At 49.5% G+C, this 24332-nt stretch carries 19 protein-coding genes; 10 read left to right on the forward strand and 9 right to left on the reverse strand.

The window, feature by feature from the left end; all coding sequences use genetic code 11:
- Positions 1-17 precede the first annotated feature (17 nt).
- From infB to nlpI, 6 genes are all read left to right on the forward strand, one after another.
- Positions 18-2717, forward strand: coding sequence for a translation initiation factor IF-2 (infB, locus tag GCE9029_RS23020; RefSeq protein ID WP_062667302.1), 2700 nt, complete (start codon positions 18-20; stop codon positions 2715-2717).
- Positions 2718-2802: 85 nt separating this feature from the next.
- Positions 2803-3195 carry a 30S ribosome-binding factor RbfA gene (rbfA, locus tag GCE9029_RS23025; protein WP_002540323.1) on the forward strand — a complete coding sequence of 131 codons (393 nt, stop codon included), beginning with the start codon at positions 2803-2805 and terminating at the stop codon, positions 3193-3195.
- Positions 3195-4145, forward strand: coding sequence for a tRNA pseudouridine(55) synthase TruB (gene truB, locus GCE9029_RS23030; RefSeq protein ID WP_062667304.1), 951 nt, complete (start codon positions 3195-3197; stop codon positions 4143-4145). The genes rbfA and truB overlap by 1 nt, the downstream gene beginning before the upstream one ends.
- A gap of 131 nt (positions 4146-4276) precedes the next feature.
- Positions 4277-4546, forward strand: a complete 270-nt coding sequence (rpsO, locus tag GCE9029_RS23035) for a 30S ribosomal protein S15 (RefSeq protein ID WP_002540321.1) — start codon at positions 4277-4279, stop codon at positions 4544-4546.
- Between the two features lie 400 nt (positions 4547-4946).
- Positions 4947-7076 (forward strand): polyribonucleotide nucleotidyltransferase, encoded by a 2130-nt coding sequence (gene pnp, locus GCE9029_RS23040; RefSeq protein ID WP_062667305.1) that lies wholly within the window; start codon positions 4947-4949, stop codon positions 7074-7076.
- Between the two features lie 78 nt (positions 7077-7154).
- Entirely contained in the window at positions 7155-8060 is a 906-nt protein-coding gene (gene nlpI, locus GCE9029_RS23045) for a lipoprotein NlpI (RefSeq protein WP_062667307.1), read from the forward strand.
- A 56-nt stretch (positions 8061-8116) separates the two neighbouring features.
- Here the strand turns inward: nlpI and GCE9029_RS23050 are convergent, their stop codons facing one another.
- From GCE9029_RS23050 to GCE9029_RS23060, 3 genes are all read right to left on the reverse strand, one after another.
- Positions 8117-8983, reverse strand: a complete 867-nt coding sequence (locus GCE9029_RS23050) for a U32 family peptidase (RefSeq protein WP_062667309.1) — start codon at positions 8981-8983, stop codon at positions 8117-8119.
- Between the two features lie 11 nt (positions 8984-8994).
- The gene (ubiU, locus tag GCE9029_RS23055; protein WP_062667310.1) at positions 8995-9990 is read right to left on the reverse strand and encodes a ubiquinone anaerobic biosynthesis protein UbiU; all 996 of its coding nucleotides are present in this window, start codon (positions 9988-9990) and stop codon (positions 8995-8997) included.
- Positions 9991-10159: 169 nt separating this feature from the next.
- A complete protein-coding gene (locus tag GCE9029_RS23060; RefSeq protein ID WP_062667312.1) occupies positions 10160-12202 on the reverse strand; it encodes a sensor domain-containing protein in 2043 nt (680 codons plus the stop codon).
- A 199-nt stretch (positions 12203-12401) separates the two neighbouring features.
- Between GCE9029_RS23060 and ubiT the strand changes: the two genes are divergently transcribed.
- From ubiT to rimI, 4 genes are all read left to right on the forward strand, one after another.
- The gene (ubiT, locus tag GCE9029_RS23065; RefSeq protein ID WP_062667314.1) at positions 12402-12929 is read left to right on the forward strand and encodes a ubiquinone anaerobic biosynthesis accessory factor UbiT; all 528 of its coding nucleotides are present in this window, start codon (positions 12402-12404) and stop codon (positions 12927-12929) included.
- Positions 12913-13416 (forward strand): GNAT family N-acetyltransferase, encoded by a 504-nt coding sequence (locus tag GCE9029_RS23070; RefSeq protein WP_062667316.1) that lies wholly within the window; start codon positions 12913-12915, stop codon positions 13414-13416. Before ubiT ends, GCE9029_RS23070 begins: the two co-directional genes overlap by 17 nt.
- Positions 13417-13531: 115 nt before the next feature.
- Positions 13532-13927: a DNA polymerase III subunit psi gene (locus tag GCE9029_RS23075; protein WP_062667318.1), complete on the forward strand. Its 396-nt coding sequence runs from the start codon at positions 13532-13534 to the stop codon at positions 13925-13927.
- The gene (rimI, locus tag GCE9029_RS23080; protein WP_062667320.1) at positions 13917-14363 is read left to right on the forward strand and encodes a ribosomal protein S18-alanine N-acetyltransferase; all 447 of its coding nucleotides are present in this window, start codon (positions 13917-13919) and stop codon (positions 14361-14363) included. The genes GCE9029_RS23075 and rimI overlap by 11 nt, the downstream gene beginning before the upstream one ends.
- Before the next feature lie 52 nt (positions 14364-14415).
- On the opposite strand, the gene GCE9029_RS23085 is transcribed toward rimI, so the two are convergent.
- The 6 genes from GCE9029_RS23085 to GCE9029_RS26595 form a co-directional block, all read right to left on the reverse strand.
- On the reverse strand, positions 14416-16353 hold the full coding sequence (locus GCE9029_RS23085; RefSeq protein ID WP_062667321.1) for an EAL domain-containing protein: 1938 nt from the start codon (positions 16351-16353) through the stop codon (positions 14416-14418).
- Between the two features lie 61 nt (positions 16354-16414).
- Positions 16415-17008: an OmpA family protein gene (locus GCE9029_RS23090; protein WP_062667323.1), complete on the reverse strand. Its 594-nt coding sequence runs from the start codon at positions 17006-17008 to the stop codon at positions 16415-16417.
- Complete coding sequence (locus GCE9029_RS23095) at positions 17008-18414, reverse strand: TolC family outer membrane protein (RefSeq protein WP_062667325.1); 1407 nt, start codon at positions 18412-18414, stop codon at positions 17008-17010. The genes GCE9029_RS23090 and GCE9029_RS23095 overlap by 1 nt, the downstream gene beginning before the upstream one ends.
- A gap of 19 nt (positions 18415-18433) precedes the next feature.
- On the reverse strand, positions 18434-19816 hold the full coding sequence (locus tag GCE9029_RS23100; RefSeq protein WP_062667327.1) for an HlyD family type I secretion periplasmic adaptor subunit: 1383 nt from the start codon (positions 19814-19816) through the stop codon (positions 18434-18436).
- Positions 19809-21986: a type I secretion system permease/ATPase gene (locus GCE9029_RS23105; protein WP_062667329.1), complete on the reverse strand. Its 2178-nt coding sequence runs from the start codon at positions 21984-21986 to the stop codon at positions 19809-19811. The genes GCE9029_RS23100 and GCE9029_RS23105 overlap by 8 nt, the downstream gene beginning before the upstream one ends.
- A 70-nt stretch (positions 21987-22056) precedes the next feature.
- On the reverse strand, positions 22057-24332 hold a 2276-nt coding region (locus GCE9029_RS26595; protein ID WP_438356880.1), incomplete at its 5' end, for a calcium-binding protein.

Here is a 24332-nt window from a genome sequence, read left to right on the forward strand (position 1 = left end):
AGCAAAGGAGGAGCAGAATGTCAGAGGTTACAGTTAAAGCACTGGCGAGCGAAATTGATACGCCGGTAGAACGTTTGCTGAAGCAATTTCAAGATGCAGGCATTCAGAAATCGGCAGACGACAATGTAAGCCAAGATGAGAAACAAACCTTACTGTCTCACCTTAAGCGTGAGCATGGTGATGATGGTAGCGCTCCAACTCGACTGACGTTACAGCGCAAAAAACGCAGCACATTGAGTGTTTCAGGTGCTGGCGGAAAGAGTAAGGATGTTCAGGTAGAAGTGCGCAAAAAGCGCACCTACGTGAAGCGCAGTGAACTGGAAGAACAGCGTGTAGCTCAGGAAGCTGCACAACGTGAAGCTGAAGAAGCAGCACAACGCGAAGCCGAGGAAAAGGCACGTCGTGAAGCTGAAGAAGCAGCGAAACGTGAAGCTGAAGAGAAAGCAAAACGTGAGGCTGAAGAGAAGGCCAAGCGCGAAGCAGAAGAAAAAGCACGTATTGCGGCTGAGAAAGCAAAAGCTTCGAACGAAACTGCGGAAGAAACTGCAGCTCGTGAAGCAGCTGAGGCGCAAGCAAAGAAAGAAGCTGATGAACTCAAGCGTCGCCAGGAAGAGGAAGCCAAGCGTAAAGCTGAAGAAGAAAGTCAGCGCCAGCTAGAAGAGGCACGCAAAATGGCAGAATTGAACGAAGAGCGCTGGAGTCAACAAGACGCAGCTGCTGTTGAAGTAATGGAAACAGCTGATCACCACACCACGACGTCGAAATACGCACGTGAAGCAGAAGATGAGGCAGATCGTCGTCAAGAAGCTGCACCACGTCGTCGTAAGAAGAAAAAATCAGCACAAGAGAAAGATGACTCTTCATCTTCTCGTCCGCGCGGTGGTAAGGGTGGCAAAATCAAAGGCCGTATGGCTAAGCCAACCTCAATGCAGCACGGCTTCCAGAAGCCTGCTCAGAAGGTTACCCGTGATGTAGAAATCGGCGAAACCATCACTGTTGCCGAACTGGCAAACAAGATGGCGGTTAAAGCGACTGAAGTGATCAAGGCCATGATGAAGATGGGTGCTATGGCAACCATCAACCAGGTTATCGATCAGGAAACAGCGCAACTGGTTGCTGAAGAAATGGGCCACAAGGTTGTTCTTCGCAAAGAAAACGAGCTGGAAGAAGCGGTACTGTCAGATCGTGACGGCGACGCTCAGCGCGAACCACGTGCTCCTGTTGTTACCATCATGGGTCACGTTGACCACGGTAAGACGTCGCTACTGGACTACATCCGTAAAGCGCACGTTGCATCGGGCGAAGCGGGTGGTATTACCCAGCACATCGGTGCATACCACGTTGAAACTGACAATGGCATGATCACCTTCCTGGATACTCCAGGACACGCAGCGTTTACGTCTATGCGTGCTCGTGGTGCGAAAGCAACGGACATCGTTGTTCTTGTTGTTGCTGCAGACGATGGCGTAATGCCACAGACTATCGAGGCAATCCAGCACGCGAAAGCAGCTGAAGTTCCTCTGATTGTTGCAGTGAACAAGATCGATAAAGAAGCGGCTAACCCTGACCAAGTTAAGAATGAGCTGGCACAGCACAACGTTATCCCGGAAGACTGGGGCGGCGAGAACATGTTTGTTCACGTTTCTGCGAAGCAAGGTCTGAACATTGATGCGCTGTTGGAAGCTATCCTGCTGCAATCAGAGGTTCTGGAACTTGAAGCAGTACGCGACGGCATGGCGAGTGGTGTGGTTGTTGAATCACGTCTGGATAAAGGCCGTGGTCCAGTAGCAACTGTTCTGGTTCAGGAAGGTACGCTGAAGCGTGGCGATATCGTTCTGTGTGGCCTGGAATATGGTCGTGTTCGTGCGATGCGCGACGAGAACGGTAAAGAAATTGAAGAAGCAGGTCCTTCTATCCCTGTGGAGATCCTGGGTCTGTCAGGTGTTCCTCAAGCGGGTGACGAAGCGACTGTTGTACGTGACGAGCGTAAAGCACGTGAAGTTGCACTTTACCGCCAAGGCAAGTTCCGCGACGTGAAACTGGCTCGCCAGCAGAAAGCGAAGCTGGAGAACATGTTCTCTAACATGGCTGAAGGTGAAGTGTCTGAACTGAACATCGTTCTGAAAGCAGACGTACAAGGTTCGGTTGAAGCGATTGCTGATTCACTGGTGAAACTGTCTACTGACGAAGTGAAAGTGAAGATTGTTGGCTCTGGTGTGGGCGCAATCACTGAAACTGACGCAGTACTGGCAGCAGCATCGAACGCGATTCTGGTTGGCTTTAACGTACGTGCTGATGCATCTGCACGTAAGACCATCGATGCTGAAAGCCTGGATCTTCGCTACTACTCAGTGATTTACGCACTGATCGACGAAGTGAAACAAGCGATGAGCGGTATGCTGGCACCTGAGTTCAAACAAGAAATCATGGGTCTGGCAGAAGTACGTGACGTATTTAAGTCACCGAAACTGGGCGCAATCGCAGGCTGTATGGTTACTGAAGGTACCATCAAGCGTAACAACCCAATCCGCGTACTGCGCGATAACGTGGTTATCTACGAAGGTGAACTTGAGTCACTGCGTCGCTTTAAAGACGACGTACAAGAAGTGGCGAAAGGTTACGAGTGTGGTATCGGCGTTAAGAACTACAACGATGTACGTGTAGGCGACCAAATCGAAGTGTTCGAAATCGTCGAAGTGAAACGTACTATCGAATAATAACCGACTGTAACAGGTTGTTTATAAACACCATGGGGGGAAGTGCTCAGCGCTTTCCCCCCATTTCTTATGAGAGAAGAGCGTTATGGCAAAAGAATTTAGCCGCACTCAACGCGTGTCGCAGCAGCTGCAAAAAGAAATTGCCCTGATCCTGCAACGCGAAATTAAAGACCCACGCATTGGTATGGTCACAGTCTCCGGCGTAGAAGTGTCCCGTGATCTGGCTTACGCAAAAGTATTCGTGACTTTCCTGACTATGGGTGAGCAAACCCCACAAGGTGGTCTGGAAGCGCTTCAAGAAGCAACTGGCTACATCCGAAGCCTGCTGGGCAAAGCTATCCGTCTGCGTGTCACTCCTGAAATTACTTTCTTCTTTGATGAATCACTGACAGAAGGTATGCGTATCTCTAACCTGGTTTCTCAAGCCGTGAAATCAGACGAAGAGCGCCGTGTGGATGAAAACGGAGAAGAAGAGTAATGGGTCGCCGTCCTCGTCGTCGCGGACGCCCTGTAGACGGCATTATCCTGCTGGATAAGCCGACAGGCATTACATCGAACTCCGCGTTACAGAAAGTAAAAAACATCTACTTTGCTGAAAAAGCAGGCCATACCGGTGCGTTGGATCCGCTGGCCACCGGTATGCTGCCAATTTGCTTCGGTGAAGCGACCAAGTTTTCACAGTTCCTTCTCGATTCTGACAAACGCTACCGTGTGATTGCCAAGCTTGGCGAGCGCACGAACACCTCAGATTCTGACGGTGAAGTGGTTGAAACCCGTGAAGTGAAAGTGAACATGGGTGACCTGGAGCGCAGCATTGCGTCGTTCCGCGGTGAAACCATGCAGGTTCCTTCTATGTTTTCGGCATTGAAGTACGAAGGTAAGCCGCTGTACGAATACGCACGCAAAGGTATTGAAGTACCGCGTGAAGCCCGTAAGATCACAGTGTACGAAATCTCACTGCTGCGCTTTGAAGGCCAGGAAGTCGAGATGGAAGTCCATTGCTCGAAAGGCACTTACATCCGCACTATCGTTGACGATTTGGGCGAGATGCTGGGCTGTGGTGCACACGTGACTATGCTGCGTCGTACCGGCGTTTCAGGCTATCCATACGAGAAAATGGTGACGCTTGAGCAATTGGAAGCGCTGCTTGAACAAGCGCGTGAGCAAGACATTCAGCCGCGTGAGTTGCTGGATCCACTGCTTCTGCCACTGGATACTGCTGTACAGGATTTGCGTGAAGTGAACTTGCTGCCAGTGGTGGCGAGTTACGCACTGCAAGGCCAGGCCGTTCAAATCCCCAATGCGCCAGCAGAAGGCGAAGTTGTCCGGGTGACCATGGGTGAAGACAATGCCTTTATCGGTGTCGGTGAAATCGATGCTGAGGGCATGTTGAAGCCGCGCCGTTTGGTGCGTACGCACGACGTATAAATTTATGGCGTGATGAAGCCTGCAGCGGTTGCCTTATGTTGGGAATCGCTGTAGAATTCGCCGCCTCGGGTGTCGGCTGAATCAGAGATTGGCTGACACAAATTAAAACCTTTTACATTTAGGAAAAGACTATGTCTCTGAATGCAGAAACTAAAGCAGCAATCGTTGCTGAATACGCGCAAGGCGCAAACGACACTGGTTCTCCAGAAGTACAAGTAGCTCTGCTGACTGCTTCTATCAACCACCTGCAAGGCCACTTCGCTGAGCACAAAGGTGACCACCACAGCCGTCGCGGTCTGCTGCGCATGGTTTCTCGCCGTCGTAAGCTTCTTGACTACCTGAAAGGTAAAGATGCTGACCGTTACCTGGAGCTGATCAAGCGTCTGGGTCTGCGCCGCTAATAAGCCTCTGGCTTTTAAGTATCGCATTCCGAAAAGGAGCCCTTGTGGCTCCTTTTCTCGTTTTTGCTCCCCGAAACCTCCTCCCTTCGACTAGGCTTAGCCTTCGGTGCGTCTTCCAGCGCAATGCCAAAAGGTCGATTGCGGATAAACCTTCAACATCCGTAGGTTTTTGTGGCATTTACGCACGAAACTTTCGGTCTCACGTTACCGTTCATCGTGTAGCCGTGTATAATGTTGGCGCTTTCATCGGACTCACAGTCAACGAAGTCGACCATCAGGTCGCGACTATTGAGAAAGCTTTCCAGCCAAGGCGAAAACTTTCTCATTAGTCGCGATTGGTGAGACCTTTGAAAGAAAAGTAAAACCGCGCGTATTCGCGCACAACTACAAGGAATCTCTCGTGAATCCAATCGTAAAAACGTTCCAGTACGGTAACCACACCGTAACTTTGGAAACTGGCGTAATGGCTCGCCAGGCGACTGCTGCAGTTATGGTTAGCATGGACGATACTTCGGTATTCGTTTCTGTTGTTGGTAAAAAAGAAGCGGTTGAAGGTCAAGACTTCTTCCCTCTGACTGTTAACTACCAAGAGCGTACTTACGCGGCAGGTAAAATCCCAGGTGGTTTCTTCAAGCGTGAAGGTCGCCCTTCTGAAGGCGAAACCCTGACTGCGCGTCTGATTGACCGTCCAATCCGTCCGCTGTTCCCTGACAACTTCAAAAACGAAGTGCAGGTTATCGCGACTGTGGTTTCTGTAAACCCGAACGTTAGCCCAGACATCGTGACCATGATTGGTACCTCTGCGGCGCTGGCGATTTCTGGCATCCCATTCAACGGCCCAATCGGTGCTGCACGCGTTGGTTTCATCAACGATGAGTTGGTACTGAACCCAAGCAATACTGAGCTTGAGAGCAGCCGTCTGGATCTGGTTGTTGCTGGTACTGAAGGCGCGGTTCTGATGGTTGAATCAGAAGCTGATCGTCTATCTGAAGAGCAAATGCTGCAAGCAGTTGTGTTCGGTCACGATCAACAGCAAGTGGTTATTCAGGCTATCAACGAGTTCGCAGCAGAAGTTGCTACTCCAGCTTGGGATTGGACTGCACCAGAAGTAAACACTGAGCTAAAAGCGCGTGTTGCTGAACTGGCTGAAGCGCAATTCACCGAAGCGTACCAAATCACTGAGAAAATGGCGCGTTACGACCGTGTTGGCGAAATCAAGTCTAGCGTGAAAGAGCAACTGCTTGAGCAAGACGAGACGCTGGACGCACGTGAAATCCAAGGCATGCTGTACAGCCTTGAGAAGAACGTAGTACGTAGCCGCATCATTGCTGGTGAACCACGTATCGACGGCCGTGAAAAAGACATGGTTCGTGCGCTGGACGTTCGTACTGGCGTTCTGCCACGTACCCACGGTTCTTCACTGTTCACCCGTGGTGAAACTCAGGCGCTGGTAACGGCAACTCTGGGTACTCAGCGTGATGCGCAAATCATCGACTCAATCACTGGTGAAACAACAGATAACTTCCTGTTCCACTACAACTTCCCTCCATACTGTGTAGGTGAGACCGGCTTTGTAGGCTCTCCTAAGCGTCGTGAAATCGGCCACGGTAAACTGGCGAAGCGTGGTATCCAGTCAGTGATGCCATCTCAGGAAGAGTTCCCATACACGGTTCGCGTAGTATCTGAAATCACTGAATCTAACGGTTCTTCTTCAATGGCTTCTGTTTGTGGTTCATCGCTGGCGCTGATGGACGCAGGTGTGCCAATCAAGAAATCTGTTGCGGGTATCGCGATGGGTCTTGTGAAAGAAGGCGAAGACTTTGTTGTTCTGTCTGACATCCTGGGTGACGAAGACCACCTGGGCGACATGGATTTCAAAGTAGCAGGTACTGACGACGGTGTGACTGCCCTGCAGATGGACATCAAGATCGAAGGTATCACCAAAGAGATCATGCAGATCGCTCTGAACCAAGCAAAAGGTGCGCGTCTGCACATCCTGAGCGTGATGGACCAGGCTATCTCTTCTGCACGTGACGATATCTCTGAGTTCGCACCACGTATCCATACCATCAAGATCAACCCAGAGAAGATCAAAGATGTGATCGGTAAAGGCGGTGCGGTTATCCGTGCGCTGACTGAAGAAACTGAAACCACTATCGAAATCGAAGACGACGGTACTGTGAAGATCGCAGCAACCGACGGCGAGAAAGCGAAAGCGGCTATCGCGCGCATCGAAGCGCTGACTGCAGAAGTGGAAGTAGGTCGTATCTACACCGGTAAAGTTACCCGTATCGTAGACTTCGGTTGCTTCGTGTCTGTTATCGGCACAAAAGAAGGCCTGGTACACATTTCTCAAGTGGCTGATAAGCGCATCGAGAAAGTGTCTGACTACGTTGAAATGGGTCAGGAAGTACAGGTTAAGGTTCTGGAAATCGACCGTCAGGGTCGTATCCGTCTGTCAATGAAAGAAGCGGTAGAGCAAGCGCCGGAAGCTTCAGAAACTGACGCACAGCCAGAAGCTGACGCATAACGGTTTACGCTTTAGCGTGAAACACGGTATAACAAAGGGGGCAATGCCCCCTTTTTGTTTTTCAGGAGAGAAGCGCTAATGCGAAAACTTAACTGGCTGCCACTGACGGTTCTAGGTTCTGCACTGCTGTTGTCAGGCTGTGTGACCTCGGGGAACTCAGTGAACAACAACCAGCCTTGGCATATGCTGCCAATGGCGGTGCCACTGCAGCCAACCACGCAGCAGGAAGTGCAGCTGGCGCGTATCGACCAAATCTTACTGCGTGATGACTTAACCGAAAGAGACAGGGCGCAGCTTTTCTATGAGCGTGGCCTGATCAATGACAGTTTGGGTCTTCGCGATCTGGCGCGTCTGGATTTCAACCGCTCACTTTCCTACAACCCCGCTCAGCCGGATGTGTTTAACATTCTGGGTGTCTACTTTACCCAAAGTGGCATGTATGACGCCGCCTATGAAGCTTTCGACTCCAGCCTTGAACTGAACGAGCAGCACCAGTTTGCTGAGCGAAACCGCGGTATTGCTTTGTATTACGGCGGCCGTTACGAACTGGCTGTCCGCGATCTACTCAAGCACTACAACGATAACGAGAATGACGCCTACCGCGCATTGTGGCTGTATCTTGCTGAGCTCGAAAAAGATGGCCCGGAAAAAGCGCAGCAGGGTTTGAGAGCGCGCTACGACCGATCAGATAAGCTTGATTGGGGCTGGTTGCTGGCAAGAATGTACCTGAACGATATCAGTGAAGAAGCTTTCTTCCGTGAGGTGATGAACACCAGTACGGATAATGCTCAGCTTGCAGAACGACTCTGCGAAGGTTACTTCTATCTTGCCAAACGCTATCAGGCGCAGGGTGATATTAATTCCGCTGTGGCCCTTTATAAGCTGGCAATGTCTGGCAATGTGTATGACTTCGTTGAACACCGCTACTCGATGTTGGAGTTGAGCCGTATTGCTTACGATCTGAGTCATCCGCCATCTTCATGATGGGTTTCAGACATAGAAAAAGCCGCGTTCGCGGCTTTTTTGGTTTTTCAGGCGGCTTAAGGTTGTGTCGCCATCCCTTCAATGCTGTGCCAGTAGCCATTACAGAAATGATTTTTCGGTGCAAAACCCGATTCGCCGCGTTTAAAGCCGGCAAGCACATCAAGCGTTGCGTGGCTTTGCGGACTGATACGTACAACATCCACCAGACCTTCCATCGAAGCCGTATCTGCACTTAGATCATAACAGTAGCCAGATTGAGTTTGGATACCGTTTAGGGTGAACACAGACTGGCCTTCCTGACTTTTTACTTCAAGACCTTGCGGATAGTTGATGCAGCAGGTCTCACATTTATCCTTTGGACGGTTTTCAGCACGTGCGCTGAAACAGCGGGCGGAGTAGGCCAGTGGCAGATTGCCGTAAGAGAAAACTTCCACTTCAAACTGATCGCGAATCCCCGTTGCTTCTGCTTCTGTCAGCACTTTGTGCAGCCATTCACGTGACAACTCAACAGGCATACACCAGCGGGTCATACCTTTTTTCAACATCACTTGAAGTGCTTGTGCGTTGTAAAGGTTAAGTGCAGGCCCCGCGACAAAAGGGATGCCTTTTTCGTGCGCCAGTTGGATGGCGGAGACATCATTGGCTTCAACAATGAATTCTCCATTGTCGATGTAGGTCTGCATCACTTTCACTTCGCTTGGTGCTTCAAGCAGCGCCATGGTAGAAAGCACGACTTGTTTACCACTGGTTGCCAGTTCACGGCCCAAGTTCATCCAATCTGCAGGGCGCATCTCACGTCGTTTGGAGCACACGGTTTCACCGAGATAAACGATATCCGCATCACTGCTCACCGCTTTTTGATAGAAGGTTTCTACATCGCTTTTTGGCCAGAAGTAGAGGAGTGGGCCAAGTGAGTATTTCATAGAAGTCTCCTTTACTGCCATTTACGATGATAAGCGCCAAGGGTGGTCTGCGCGCCTTCTGAAACACTGTCCAGGCACTGGTTCCATTGAGGCTGCACCTGATAACTGTCTGGATTACCTTTATAGCTGTCGATTGCCTGACGCCAAGTGCGGGTCACCTGTTCAACATAGGCTGGGCTGCGCTGACGACCTTCGATTTTCACTGACGCGATATTCGCTTCAAACAGTTCAGGCAGAATCGATAGGGTGTTGAGGCTGGTGGGTTCTTCCAATGCATGGAAAGGCTCACCGTCAGTGACGAAGCGGCCTTTACACAGCGTCGGATAACCTGCGTTTTCGCCCGCTTTATAGCGATCGATCAAAATGTCATTCAGGCGTGATTCGAGGCCTTCTGAGGTTTCTTGCCAGCGGACGTACTTGGCCGGTGAGCATGCCCCAACAGTGTTAGGCGATTCACCTGTCAAGTATGAGGACAGGTAGCAGCGACCTTCTGACATGATGCAAAGGCTACCGAAGGCAAACACTTCCAAATCTACGTCTGTGGTGCGTGCCAGTTGCTTAACCTGATGCATCGACAGCACGCGTGGCAGTACTACACGTTTAACATTGAAATGGTCTTTGTAGAACTTGATAGCTGCGCTATTAGTGGCCGATGCCTGTACCGACAGATGGATTTCCATATTGGGATGTTTTGTGGCGGCGTAATCAAGCACGGCGAGATCGGCGATGATCAGCGCGTCAACGCCCAGATCCACTGCCGCATCTACGGCGTTTGTCCAACGTTGGAAGCCATCTGGGTGCGCGAAAGTATTCAACGCAACATGGATATGTTTTTGTCGGTCATGAACATAAGAAACGGCTTTTTCCAGCTTCTTACCATCAAAGTTCAGACCGGCAAAGTGACGGGCATTGGTACCGTCTTTAAAGCCAATGTATACCGCATCCGCACCATTATCGATGGCGGTTTTCAGGGCAGGAAGGTTACCTGCCGGGCAAAGCAATTCCATATTTCTCCCCACATCGCGTGGTCAGCATCAGGCTGGTTATTCGTATTTCGATAAACCCTGAATTGTAGGGAGAGTTGGGGAGTGGGGTTTTGATATAAGGCAGGTTAGTGCCAACAAACGGGTAAGAGGGAAAAGAAAAGAGGTGCCGATGGCACCTCTTACTCATTTGTCACGAAGCAATTTTTGCTTTTCGGTTGTTGATCAATAAAGCTTCAAACTCAGCGCGAGGCATGGGCTTGTAGAAGTGGAACCCTTGAATCGTGTCGCACTTCAGATTTGCAAGCACGCTGGCTTGCTTACCGGATTCGACACCTTCGGCTACCACGGACATGTTCAGCGAACGGCCAAGATTGATGATATTTTCAATCAAGGTGACCTGCTTGGGAAAGGTCTCCATATCGCAGATAAAAGCGCGGTCAATCTTAATCTCGTCCAATGGGAACTTGGCGAGATAAGACAGCGATGAGTAACCCGTACCAAAATCATCAATCGACAGTGAGAAACCGAGATCTTTGATGGCGTTTAGCATCTGGATTGCATGCTCGCCGTCATTCATCACAGCGCTTTCTGTCAGCTCAAAGGTTATAAGCGATGGATCGGTTTGGGTCGCAGCCTGCAGCTTTTTCATGTGTGAGGTCAGGTTCGGGTTACGGAACTGCTGTGGTGACAGGTTAATGGCCACACGACCCGGCAGTACTTTCATGTTCTGCCAGCGGCGGACAGTCTGGAACACTTCACGCATGACATTGCGACCCAGCAGTTCAATCATGCCAGAACGTTCGGCCACGGGAATAAAACGCCCCGGACTGATATACCCTTCCACCGGATGCTTCCAGCGTACCAGCGCTTCTGCACCATTAATGGTGTAGTCTTTGGCGTTAACCTTGGGTTGATACCAGACTTCCAGTCCATTGTTTTGTAGCGCTTTTTGAAGCTCTATTTCCAGCCAAAGACGCATGCGTGCCTCTTTGTTCATGTGCTGGTTGTAAGTCACTACACGGTTGCGACCTTGCTCTTTCGCCTCGTACATCGCAGTGTCTGCGTTCTGGAGCAAGCTGCGGGCATCTTTACCGTCACCTGGGAATTTCACCATGCCGATGGAGCAGGCGAGGTACTTGCTGAAATGGTAGAGGTCGAACGGCTGACTGATCACGTCTACCACCTTCTGTGAAAGCTCATCAGCCACTTCATCGCTGCTTTGTTCTGGCAGCAAAATCGCGAATTCATCACCACCAAGGTGCCCAAGAATGGTATCGGCAGGGAGTTGTTTTCGAAGGCGTTGTGCAATGTCCTGCAAGACACGATCGCCAATATGATGACCAAGGGAGTCGTTGATGTTTTTGAAGTTGTCGACATCAAGGTAAAACATCAGAAGCGGCGTATTGCTTTTGATGAGCTGTTCCAGGCGTCGGGAGAAGCCGTGACGGTTGTAAAGACCCGTTAAGGCATCAAACTGGGCCAGTTTCTCAATCGTTTGTTTGTGGTCAGAGACGGCTGCAGTGCGGGAAAGCGTGATGATTGCACCACTGCCACCGAGCAGACTCACTGAGCCATAAGAGACATTAATGGTTTGACTGTCGCTGGTCCCTTTAGTCTGGCATACCAGTTGTTGCCCCGATTTCAGTGAGGTCAGGGAGGCGACGACAGATTGGCCTTTCACTGGTGGCACCAGAAGGTTTTCTATGTCTTCGCCGAGAATCTCGTTCTGGCTGTCAAAGCCAAGCAGTTTCACCGCATGCTGATTGGCGCTCAGAACCACACCGTCGTCCAGCACACAGCATCCCTCACCAACGAGTTGGCAAAGGTTATTGAATCGACTTTCTGAGGATTCGAGTGCGCTGGTAAGAACCTGTCTTTCCGAAGTATCTGCCGCATGGAAAATGACTGCGCCGTCTGCCCACTCGCTGTTGGTGAGAGGCGTAACGCTGAAATGAAAGCTGGAGTCATGAATGCCATCGTTCAGGACGATTTCTCCTTCAGAGGCTTCGCCGCCGAAGGCACGTTCGTAGTGAGGCTTTAGCGCATCATAAAAACTGGCGCCAAGGATTTCTCGATCCTGTTTTCCTACCAGCTCGTCCTGATCCAGTCCGCTGATTTCACAATAGCGCTGGCTCACCCAGAGGTATTGGTGATGTTTATCGAGAACGGCAAAGAGAAACGGACTGTTTTGAGTAAGACGTGAAAACCAATAGGTCAACTGCTCAACGGGCATTTAGGCACCATACATCGTAGCTAGTGAAGCTATATCCAAATTCAACTCCATTATTGAGACAACACTATATAATGTGAGAGCTCAACGTTAAACCTTTATGGGGAAGAGCTTTGTTTTTTTGACTCAAGGCATAAAAAAACACGCGAGCAGTGTCATACAATGGCGAATACTTTCGGCCTATTCATATTGGAACATCACTTTGTTCAACAAACTCCATTCAACGCTGGTGCAACAGGCACCTGGATTTCTGCGCTTTCCTGTAAAGCTTGTTCCTGCTTCGGTTCAGCAAAAAGTTATGCTGGAAACCCTGAAGCGTGTTTTTCACGAAGCTCTGGATGATGGTGAATTCGAGTTTCTTGAAAACCGCTGGCTTGAGGTGCATGTGCGCGACATCGATTTGAAGAGCTTCATCAGTTTTGTCGATGATAAACTGGTGGTGCGCAGTGACATTGAAAATGCTGATGTACGTTTTAGTGGTGATATTAACGACCTGATCCTTATTGCCGCTCGCAAGGAAGACCCAGATACTTTGTTCTTCCAACGCCGACTACTGATCGAGGGTGATACTGAGCTGGGCTTGGAAGTGAAAAACCTGATGGACAGCGTCGATTTGGATTCACTGCCTTCTGCATTGCGTCAGGCACTATTTACATTGGCAGACTTCGTACAAAAAGGGCTACAATCGACACCCAATGTCAACGAGGCCCAATATGCTCATAAGATCTGAAGCGCTGGCTGATCAGCTAGCCATTGATAGATTGCTGAAAAACGTATTCCCGACTGAGGCGGAAGCGGCTTTGGTCCGTGCGCTACGTGAGAATGGCCATAACACCTTGTCACTGGTAGCCTGTAACGATGACGGTGAAGTGGTTGGACATCTTATGTTCAGCCCTGTACAAGTCGGAGAGACTGATACTGGCGTTCAAGGTTTGGCCCCTTTGTGTGTGCACCCTGATTATCGCCAACAGGGCATTGCTGCTCAGCTGGTTCGTGAAGGCTTTGATACGCTGAACGAATTTGGTTATCCCGCTTGTGTGGTGCTGGGTGACCCGGCTTACTACAGCCGATTTGGCTTCAAGCCAGCCGCCGACTTTGGTCTTCGCTGCAAATGGGATGTACCAGCGGAGGCATTCATGGCGTTTGAATTTGCTCAAGGTGCATTCGAGCAAACCAGTGGTGAAGTGGCTTACTGCCCAGAGTTTGATGAACTGTAAGTCTTCTTGGTCCAACCCAAAATGTTAAGGGCTGCAGCGGCAGCTCTTTTTGTTTGTGTTGTTTTCTCTTAGTTTTGATAGCATTTGTTCACACAGCAGAGTAATTGAGGCAGACATGAACGATTTACAGAGACTGAAGGAAATGGGGATCACGATATGGGATGTGAGACGTCCTGAGTGTTATCCCGATGTGTCTCCTCAGCCTGTTTCTTTGCCTGACGATTGTAAGCTGCTGCTGGTGTGTGAATCCAAGCCCACTGAGCAGGAAGCCTTTCTATTCAGTAAGGTGCTAGCCAGCATGAAGTTATCTGTTGAACAGGCGCTTCACCTTCCTCCGCAGGCTGTTAATTTACTTGGAAAACACCAGTTGGATTGGTGTTGGTTTGCTGGCACCAAAGACACAGATATTGAGGGTGTAAAGCGTTTAACCTCTCCCTCACTGGCCGCTTTGGACAATGATCAACTTGCCAAAAAACAGCTTTGGCAGCAGATAAAGCATTATGAATCCTGAAATTCTTCCGATGGACAGCCAATGGCTGGATGAAGTCGTTCGCGTAGAAAAAAACGCACATACCCACCCTTGGGCTGACAGCCTGCTAAGAAAACCAGAAGCCAAATTTGGCTGCAACCGTGTGTTGGTTGTCGATAATCAACTGATTGGCTACTTCTTTGCACAATGTGTGGCAGGCGAAGCATCGTTGTTAAATATTGCTGTTTCTCCCGATTGTCAGGGAAAGGGGTATGGTAAGCAGCTACTTCAGGCATTTCTTGACTGTATGCGCGAAGCGGGTGGGGAAGAGGCGTGGTTGGAAGTGCGTGAGAGTAATCAAGCGGCCATAAGACTTTATGAAGCTTTGGGTTTTAACGAGTTTGACCGCCGGTATGATTATTACCCTACAGCATCTGGCAGAGAAGATGCGATCATTATGAGCTACTGGTTTGAATAAATCGGCCAGACGCCCTTATTAAAAGAAAACCCGCAATAGCGGGTTTTCTTGTTTAAGCGGTTTGTTCTGGTTGGCTGATTGGTGCTGGTGGGTGAATAAACCCTTGGTAAGCATCGATGAAGTCGGCATTTATTCTTGCCTTGCTTTCATCGTCTTTTACGCCGGTGGCAATCACAATGATGTTTTTTGACTCAGCAATGTTAGCCAGGGTTTCGGTAAATACGCGGTTCTGTGCGTTCTGGTTCTGACTGAATGCCTGATCTAACTTCACGTAACTTGGCTTCAATGCAGAAAGATATTCGACCTCCTGCAAGTAGCGTCCGAAGTGATCAATACCTATTTTGGCACCGACTTTTCGCATTGCTTTGCTAAAGCTGATGCAAGCAGTGAGATTATTCCGTGCACTCGCTTCACTGATCTCAAAGCAGATCTTATCGGCTGGCAGTTCACTTTTCAGTAAGTCTTGAAGCCAGCTGATGAACAATCTATTTTCCAGACTTTCATCTGTCAGGTTTAAAGCTAAAGGTTGGGAAATAGGCGCTTCTTTGTGAAGCTTCACCAACTGTTCCACCACCACACGATCAAACTCAACACCTTTTTCAAACAACTGGATATAAGGCATCAGTCTGCCACCGGACTGCCAGGTTCCTTCAATGTGCGCTTGAGTAAAGACTTCTTGGTGTAGTGGCTCTGTTGTGTCGCCAGAAAAACGATATACAGGCTGGGATAATAGGCGGATAGCCTTATTTTTCAACGCCCCATTGAGCAACGAACGCCAGGTTTCCCGGTCGATCACCTGCTCTTCTGAACCACGGTTAAACACAAATACATCATGTTGCTTGATAGCGCGTTGCAGGGCGTTGTCTGCCAATGACATCAGTTGCGTTCCCGGCAAACCATGGCCATGTACCACACCAATGTGGAAACCATCATTGGTGTCAAAACCTGCCATGTTCACTTCGTTGTTGAGAGTACTGATAAGAGTGTGAAGGCTATTGCGGCTCTGCTCTTCGCTGCACTCAGGAAGGAGCAGTGCAATTTCCGTTTCGCTGATGCGTGCCACACACACATTGGGGAAGGCACTGAAAGCTGATTGCAATGAGGCAGACAGCAAACGCCAGGTTTCGTCGCGTGCGGCATAGCCATAGCGGCGATAGATGGTGTCCAGCCACCCCATATTAGCGATCACAACAGCACCCGGGACACTTTCATCATCACCCATCCAGCTGTTGAGCTGGTGGATGAAAAATTGACGGTTTGGTAGACCGGAGGCGGCATCATACATCATGCTGTTGTTTAGTGTTTTCAGTTCTTTGTGGAGCGATTGGATCATCCGTTGGATGTGGGAAGAAAGGTTATCTAATGCGGCATCCAGCGACTTGATGCCTGAGCGCTGCTTGGCCTGGGTTGAAGTAAAGTCTTGCTCAGCCAAACTGTTCAGCGTTTTGGTCACTCGGGCAACGGCTCTCTTTCCACGGTTGAAAGCTAACGTGAAAATAGCCAGCATTGCAGCAATTGCGGCACTTAATGTCAGTGCGCTTTGATTGAAGTCATTTGCAATTTGCTGGTTGGCCAAATGGGGTGAGAGCGACAGGGTCAAGGTCGCCACTTCTGAACCATCGTGGTGCAGTTGAATGACCCGCTCGATAGGATGAACTGAATCCAGTTTTTCAAACCAGAAGCCTGTTCGGGCTATCGCGTCTTCCCTTGCCCAAATACCTTGTTCCGCCGTGATCTGATCGGTCAAGGTTATCCGGACTAATTCAGGGGACAGGGTTGCCTCAGCAATACGTGAAATCGCATCCGTGTCGTAGTAAGCCACCAAGGTAGGCAGAACTTTGGTCAGTTGGCTTTCAACGATATCAGCATGTTGGGTAAAACGCTGTTGCTGTTGGCTAATGCTGTTTTCCAGCATGGCGAGAAGCGACAGTAAGACCAACAAAATGGCAGACAGGTAAACACCAACCAGCGGCGAGCGTCGTGTAAACATAGTGAATCTCTAATTAATACACAGTAAGTGCAGGCCGACAGTGTCTGTCGGCCTCTACCCATCAATTGGCTGTGAAGATAGTCCAGCGCATGTCAGTGGTGCTGTAGCTACCTGAGAGGGTGGCCATGACACGTCGGTTTACATCATGTGCATATTCAGAGTCCTCATCGATCATAGGCTCTGTATCGCCATAACCAATGGCCTCAACACGCGATGGATCGATATTAAAATCGTTGATCAGTGCTTTCGCCACCGCATCGGCACGACGCTGGGATAGTGCCAGATTATAGGCGGGACTACCGACTTTACTTGCGTGCCCCTCAATGGTGACGGCGGCTTCTTTTTGATCACCAAGAAAATCAGCTAGCTGCTCAAGTTTGGCATAGTTGCTTGGACGTAATTCTGATGAGTCATTCGGGAATGTGATATTCAGACGAAAGCTCTGCTTTACGGTTTTGTCTTTCGGGCAGCCATCGTTGTCGACAGCTGCTCCATGCAATGTCTCTTCACATTTTTCACGGGCTTTTATCACGCCGTCATAGTCAAGATCACTAAGGTCGTTTACCTGTGGCGAGGTGTTTTGCATGGTGACGATATCTTTCGAGCTACAGCCTGCCATTAGCAATATTGCAAGGATAGTAAGAGTCTTTTTCATTACTGAACCCCTCCTTCATAGCTTTCGTCGCCTTTCCAAACTTCAGGAGTGGTGACACGTAGCGATGCCAACAACTGTCCGGTTGCATTAAGTAGTCTGTATTGGGCAATCAGATCATCATATTCTGCCGTAAGGTATTCACGACGCGCCTGGAACAGTTCATTCTCTGAATCCAGTACATCAATCAACGTGCGTTGACCGAGTTTGAATTGATCTTCGTATGCGTTTCGGGTTTCAGTTGCCGCTTCAACATGCTGGCGGAGGTACTGCATTTGCTCTTTCAGGAAGACGCGGGCATTCCAAGCCAGAGTGGTACCTTCTTCAATATCACGATAGGCATTGAGCTGAATCGCTTTTGATTCATTGATGTTGTATGCAGCCTCGCGTTCTCGGGCTTTGTCTGCACCGCCAGAAAACAGGTTGTAGTTGACGCGAACCATCGCAAGGATTTCATCATTGTTTCCGCCAACATCTGGGCCTCCGCTCAAAGAGGTGCCGTCGTTGCCATCAAGGTTGTCATCCCAGCTTGCAGATAAATCAAAGGTCACTTCTGGATAGTAATTACCTTTGGCTGCCGCGCGCTGAGCTTTTGCAGCATTGATATCGTTGCCAGCAGCTTTCAAAGTTGGATGGGCAGCTTTCGCCGTTTCCATGGCTGATTCCAAAGAAGTTGGCAACATTAGAGCATCGGGGACTGGAATGCGTGTGTTTTCCGGTGCACTGTTAATAATACGCTGGTACGAGACTCTGGCGTCAGACAAGTTGTTCTGCGCGGAGATAAGGTTGGAGTGAGCCCGTGCCAGACGACCAGTGACCTGAGATAAGTCAGCTGTCGAGCCCAGACCAGAGTCTGTTTTTTGTTTAACTTGGTCGTAAATGATCTGGTGGCTTTCGAGATTACGCTGCGCAAGCTCTACCACCTGCTCAGCACGCAGGAAATCTAAATATGCGCGTGATACATCCAGTGCCAGATCTTCGGCTGTCGAATAAAGTGCCCATTGCTCTGCGCTCGCTTCGAACTCAGTACGTTTGACTTCATTCGTCGTTTGAAAGCCGCTGAAAAGCACTTGACGCAATGACACTCCGATTTCGCGGCGGGTCATTTCAACTTCTTCGTCGACATTGTAGGTTACTGCATCTCTTCGAGTAGAAGGACTTTCCGTCCATTCACGACCAATACCTGCATCAAAATCGATGGTTGGATAGTAGCCCGCGCTGGCTTGATTGACTTGCTCTTCGCTTGCTTTAAAGCGATTGAATGCTTGCCTGATTTGCGGGTTAGTATCCAGTGCCGTTGCTACTGCTTGTTCGAGTGATTGAGCTGCAGCCGATGCAGGAAGTAAGGTCGCCGCAACTGCCAATGCGGTGAAGCTTCTTCTGAGCGATTGGACAACACTGTTTTTCATTACTCTCTCCTTGTTATTATCAACGCTCCCGGAGCGCTGACTCTTTCGCTCTTAGTATGGGATTTAGCAAATACTCCAGAACCGTCCGTTTCCCTGTGATGATGTCAACAGAGGTCAACATGCCGGGAATGATCGGCAGTTCGCTGCCATCCTTTTTTTCCAGACTGGATTTCTCCGTCCGAATCCGAACTAAATAAAAACTGTTACCCTCTTCATCCTGCGTGGTGTCTGCGCCGATGTGCTCTAACGTGCCGTTGAGGCCGCCATAGCGCGTGAAATCATATGCCGTTACCTTGACTACAGAAGGCAGGCCCGCGTGCAGGAACGCGATATCCTTCGGTGCGATCTTGGCTTCGATAAGAAGCTGATCCTCGGCAGGGACGATTTCTATCAAATCAACACCAGGCTGAACGACGCCACCAAGAGTGTTGATATGAATAGTTTTTATGGTGCCAGTGACTGGCGCGGTGATAACGGCTTTATCCACCTTATCTTGTGCACCAACCTGGGCTTGGCTTAAACGGGAAAGACGGGTTTCTAGCTCACTCAGTTTGGAGCGAGTTTCATTGCTGAACGCGAGTACTGCTTCACGACGTTTCAAAATGGCTTCATCGACCGTCGCTTTGATTTTCGGCTGCATCAGGCGAAGTGAGTCTAACTCACCTTTGAGGTCATTCACTTGGCGTTCGAGTTTAAGCAAATCAATTTCTGATACGATGCCTTTTTTCGCCAATGGAATAGTGATTTTTAGCTCACGCTTTATCAGGCCGAAGCTGTCTGACAAAGTACGAACTTTAGACTCAACTTCCTGACTTTCCTGCTGCTTTTGTAAAATCTGGCGAGCCAGTATTTCAAGGCGGTTTTTCAGATCCAGCAAACGGCCTTCATATTCCTGACGCTGCCCTTCAATCAATGCCGGCTCAGAGTCTTCGAGATCGGACGGGAACTTAAGCGGAGACAGGGTGATGGCAATTTGTTCCCGCCAATTTGGCGCGGTAGGAGACAGCTCAATGCTGCGAAGCTCTGAGCGCATACGAATGATGTTGGCACGTAGGCTGGAGACTTCTTCTTCTTGCTGTGCAAAGTCAGAGCGGAAGCGAGTATCGTCAATGCGGGCAAGAGGCTCGCCTTGTTTGACTAACTGGCCTTCTTGCACATACATGGCTTGTAAAATACCGCCATCCAAGCTTTGAATGAGCTGCACCTGAGAGGAAGGAATAACTTTGCCTTCACCACGGGTGACACGGTCTAAAGAAGCAAATGCGGCCCAGACGATAATGGCAGCGAAGAAAGCAAATATGCCCCAGATAACAAGACGGTAACGCACCGGCGCGTCTGTCAGCATGGCACCATAGACGTCATCGGTCATTTCAATGTCATCACGCTTTAGCGCGTCAGTCATTTTGACCTCCCCCGTTGCCGTTTAGACGCTCAAGCACCTTATCCCTTGGTCCATCCATGACAATGCGGCCTTTATCCATCACAATCACACGATCAACCAATTGAAGCAGCGCCATTTTGTGGGTGATCATCACCAAAGTTCGGTCTTTCGACGCGAACTTCATGGCATGAATAAATTGGTTTTCCGCATGGGCATCAAGGCTGGCCGTTGGCTCGTCCATGATGAGTAATGGCGGGTCATTGAGCAGGGCGCGAGCCAGTGCGACCGATTGTCGTTGACCACGGGAGAGGGCTTCACCACGTTCACCCACCTGCTTATCAAGTCCTTCACTGTCCTGCGAGGTAAATATCCCCACACCTGACAGTTGTGTGGCACGGATTAACTGGTGCTCTGTCACCTGTCTTGTGCCAAACATGATATTTTCGCGAATCGTACCGTGAAATAACGTTACATCCTGCGCCAGATAGCCCACATTGCGACGCAGATCTGCTGGGTGAATTTGCTTGGCATCGACACCATCAAATCGCAAGCTGCCTGCCGTTGGCTGATAAAGGCCTGATAGCATTCGGATAAGTGTACTTTTACCTGTGCCGTTCTTACCCAGAATGGCAATTTTCTCGCCAGCGTTGATGGTCAGGCTGGTGGGGTGGAGGGTTGGTTTTTCTGACTCTGGGTAGCTAAAACCAATATTGTCTGCGTAGATATCACCTTTGAGGCGCTTGCGGCTAACCAAGTGGCCTTTGTCTGCAAACTCATCTTCCTGATCCATCATGGCATTGAGCTGACGCATACCGGATTGGGTCTGGTTCCAGCGGCTCATGAGACCTGCCAGTTGCGCCATTGGCGACACGGCTCGGCTTGAAAGCATTACTGCTGCGATAATCCCGCCCATAGTAATTTGCGCATCTGCCACGCGATATACACCGAGAACAACAACCGCAACAGAGGTGACCTGCACGATAAAAGAAGCAAAATAAGAAACCGAGTTGGTGATTTGTTTCACCTTGAGGTTCCAGTTTGCCGTGTGAGCGGTCATCTGTTGCCAGCTCTTTTGAACTATGCCTTCCGCGACATTGGCTTTGATGCCTTCCAGTGCCGAGAGACTTTCAATCAAATGGCCATGCTTTTGGCTGGCATATTTGTTGGATTCTTCAATGGCGACTTTGAGCTTTGGCTGAACCAGCAGGGCATAACCGATAATAAGAATGCCGGCGACGATAGGAACTGCCGCTAAATCGCCAGCGAAGATATAAATCACGAACAGAAAGAAAAGAGCGAACGGCAAATCTACTAATGTGGTGATGGTTGCAGATGTCAGCATGTCTCTGATGCCGTCAAATTCGCCAAGCTGTTTCGCCATGCCGCCGACGCTTTTCGCACGCTTTTCAAGTGGGATCCCCATCAGGCGAGCGAACAGACGAGAAGACACAATGATATCGACTTTCTTACCTGCAATATCAATCAGGTAAGAGCGCATCTTTTTCATCAGAAAGTCAAAGCTAAAGGCAATCAGCGCACCGGTTGCCAGTACCCAGAGTGATTCAAAGGCAAGGTTAGGTACCACTTTGTCGTAGACATTCATGACAAACAGTGGTGAAACCAACGCGAAAATATTGACCAGTACAGAGGCAATCAGCGCATCGCGATAAATGGGCGAGGCGTCCTTAACGGTCTGCCAGAACCAATGGATTTTGGTGTCGTGAAGATGAAGATCAATACTGTTGTCACCACGGTACTGGCGTTTAACCAAAAACGCATAGCCGGTATACATGGCTTCCAGATCTGCAAGGGATATCTCTTCCTCGCCCCCAGTCTCAGAAGTTTGGATTAACGCTGTACCTTCTTTGGTGTTTATCTCACGAAGAATACAAGCTTTTTTGTCGGTCAAAAGAAGTATGCAAGGCAATAAAAGCTTAGGGAGTGCTTTTAATTGCCTGCGGGAAAGCTTGGCCGTCAACCCAGCACGGGCTGCAGCCTGAGGAAATAAATCCGGTGCCAGCAGGGCGTCTGTCATAGGAAGACCAGCCGTTAAGGCATCTCCCGAGCATGGCGAACCATAGTGCTCAGTCAAAAAGACCAAGCAATCTAACAACGGGTCGTCTACCGCTTGCGTTGACGCACTGATACGCCACTGCTGCGGCTTGCGTTCGGCAATCGCTGCGTCTGTCACCTATTTCTCTCTATACATACAAATAAACAAAAGAAAAAAGCACCGGAGCAGTATCCGGTGTCAAAAGCCCTTACGTGTTTTCAAAATCAATGGTAACTGTTGGTGGAGTGCTACCGGCATAACCGTCACTATCGGTAATGGTAAGTTTGGCGTCTTCACCATTGATAATGGTATTGATGACTACACCACCATCTGCAGATGGGTCGAGACCTTCATTGTCGACTTGTGATTGGCTGGTTTTTTCTAATACGATATGTTGAGTGACTTTTCCGTCAGAATCCTCTGCGACGTTGTCGACATCGATAGAAATGATGATCTGGCCGTTATCATCATAACTGACAGTAAGGTTGTCTAATTCACCATTAGAAACTGAGACAAGATCAGATAAATCCAGCCTATCTTCTTTAACGTTGAAATCACCGATGAAGTCTGTAACGTGATCATAACCACCTACAGTCCCTATGTTAACCAAGTCTTCTTTTTGCCAAAGGAAAGTATCTTTACCTGCACCGCCTTCCAGAGTATCCCCTTCACGGCCATTTGCGCTTGTGCCTGATGAACCATGGCCATTCGAACCCCCTCGAATGGTGTCATCACCTGCACCGCCTATGATGTTGTCATTACCTAAGTCTCCGAACAGGTAGGCTCCTTCATTGGCGTCGTAAGCGTTTTCAAGCTCAAGTTCAAAGTTTCCATACTTACCTGTAACGTGATTTAAGAGCCCCTCGTCGTATGCTGTAACAATGTATCCGGCATCTTCGAAAAGTTCTTTGGTATAGGGGGCTTCGTCTTGCTCTAATCCGCCTGTTTTCAGAATTTTCGCAATATTCGCATTGATTGAATCATCACCACCAAAACCAGTGATGAGTTGCTTCGTATCAATATCGTTATCAATGATCAGAGCGCTATTTGTGGCCTCACCAACTTTAGGTTTCCCGTTCACTAGATTTGCTTCGGTGACCTTTTCAAAGCTGTCTTGCTGAATTGCTGTGATGTTGACACTGACGCTCTCATTTTCTTCGGCCAAGGTGTCGTCTTTGACCAAAACTGTAATGACTTCTGATTCACTCTCTCCAGCTGCAATAGTCACAGAGTTTTGGAATACAAAGCTGTCATCGAAATCTGCTAACACAGCAGTACCGGCCAGTTGAAGATTGACAGTGACGCTATCACCTGCCGGAACACTGACTGGGTCACCGTTTTTATCCACCAGTTTCACTGTGAAGTGGATTTCCGCATCGTCAGACTCTTCGACATTCTCGGAGGCTTCCACGATGACATAGACGGTGTCGTTTTTACCGTAGTTACCATCCCCTTCGTCGTTAATGGTCGTAGTGACACTGTCCTGGCTGTTTTCTACGTTCTCGTAGATGCCTTCCAATCTGGCGATTTGCCGATCTGTCAAATTGGCGTCAACAGTGAAGGTTTCACCATCATCCGCAAAAACATCGTCAATGGTGCGAGCCTTGAACTCTTTATTAAGTGATACAGTCATGGTTCTATCACTTCGGTTGAAGTCATCAGAACCATCTGGATTGACCAGTTGACTGAAGGAAACATTTACCTTACTGGTGTTACCCTCATCGATGACATTCCCGTCTTTGTCAACGAGTACTGCCTTGTAGGTTGCCAGCTTGTCGCCTTTCGTTTCACTGATGCTATTGGTGTTGACCAACTGACCATTAACTACGGCAAAGATTTTAACGAAGACAGTGTCTTCCAATCCTGGGAGGGTTGATTCCTCCTGAATATCGTTGGTCGCTGTTCCTTCAACGTCAACTGCTTCATAGGTATCAGTGATAGGTCCAGATACCTCACCCAGATCAATAGTGACACGTTCACCTTCTTCGGCGTAATAATCATCGACCGCGGAGACCTCAAAGGCCTGACCCAGTGCGACCGTTTGGTGGGTGATGCCCTGGGTGGTGACGTCGGTGTTGTTGCTGCTGGTACTGTCGTCACTCTCGGTGACCGAGACAGTGACCTGGCCTTTATCCTGGTCTTTGAGGGTGACGGTACCGTCACCGTTGAAGGTGGCGAGAATATTGCCATCAGCATCGACAGGGAGCGCCATGTACTGGATGGTGTCGCTGTCAGGGTCTCCTTCGGTCAGGGTCCCGTCAGTGGCCGGCACGACCTGACCGTCGCTGTTTATCATAAACAGCTTGATGGTCACGACATCCGCCTCGGCCTCATCATAAATCAGGGCATGGTCAGCGGCGTCGCCGGCCAGTGGCTTACCGTCGACCATCTGGGCTTCGGTGACGCTCTCAAAGCCGGTCTGCTGGATACCGGTGACCCCGACCACGACACTTTCATGGCGCTCACTGAGGTTGTCGTCTTTCA

The sequence above is a fragment of the Grimontia celer genome (assembly GCF_900055185.1).
Taxonomy (GTDB): Bacteria; Pseudomonadota; Gammaproteobacteria; order Enterobacterales; family Vibrionaceae; genus Enterovibrio; species Enterovibrio celer.

Excerpts from the sequence above, each read along its gene's own strand:
- infB (WP_062667302.1), top strand. The coding sequence starts at position 18 with ATGTCAGAGGTTACAGTTAAAGCACTGGCGAGCGAAATTGATACGCCG.
- rbfA (WP_002540323.1), top strand. The coding sequence starts at position 2,803 with ATGGCAAAAGAATTTAGCCGCACTCAACGCGTGTCGCAGCAGCTGCAA.
- truB (WP_062667304.1), top strand. The coding sequence starts at position 3,195 with ATGGGTCGCCGTCCTCGTCGTCGCGGACGCCCTGTAGACGGCATTATC.
- rpsO (WP_002540321.1), top strand. The coding sequence starts at position 4,277 with ATGTCTCTGAATGCAGAAACTAAAGCAGCAATCGTTGCTGAATACGCG.
- nlpI (WP_062667307.1), top strand. The coding sequence starts at position 7,155 with ATGCGAAAACTTAACTGGCTGCCACTGACGGTTCTAGGTTCTGCACTG.
- GCE9029_RS23050 (WP_062667309.1), bottom strand. The coding sequence starts at position 8,983 with ATGAAATACTCACTTGGCCCACTCCTCTACTTCTGGCCAAAAAGCGAT.
- ubiU (WP_062667310.1), bottom strand. The coding sequence starts at position 9,990 with ATGGAATTGCTTTGCCCGGCAGGTAACCTTCCTGCCCTGAAAACCGCC.
- GCE9029_RS23060 (WP_062667312.1), bottom strand. The coding sequence starts at position 12,202 with ATGCCCGTTGAGCAGTTGACCTATTGGTTTTCACGTCTTACTCAAAAC.
- GCE9029_RS23070 (WP_062667316.1), top strand. The coding sequence starts at position 12,913 with ATGCTCATAAGATCTGAAGCGCTGGCTGATCAGCTAGCCATTGATAGA.
- GCE9029_RS23075 (WP_062667318.1), top strand. The coding sequence starts at position 13,532 with ATGAACGATTTACAGAGACTGAAGGAAATGGGGATCACGATATGGGAT.
- rimI (WP_062667320.1), top strand. The coding sequence starts at position 13,917 with ATGAATCCTGAAATTCTTCCGATGGACAGCCAATGGCTGGATGAAGTC.
- GCE9029_RS23085 (WP_062667321.1), bottom strand. The coding sequence starts at position 16,353 with ATGTTTACACGACGCTCGCCGCTGGTTGGTGTTTACCTGTCTGCCATT.
- GCE9029_RS23090 (WP_062667323.1), bottom strand. The coding sequence starts at position 17,008 with ATGAAAAAGACTCTTACTATCCTTGCAATATTGCTAATGGCAGGCTGT.
- GCE9029_RS23095 (WP_062667325.1), bottom strand. The coding sequence starts at position 18,414 with ATGAAAAACAGTGTTGTCCAATCGCTCAGAAGAAGCTTCACCGCATTG.
- GCE9029_RS23100 (WP_062667327.1), bottom strand. The coding sequence starts at position 19,816 with ATGACTGACGCGCTAAAGCGTGATGACATTGAAATGACCGATGACGTC.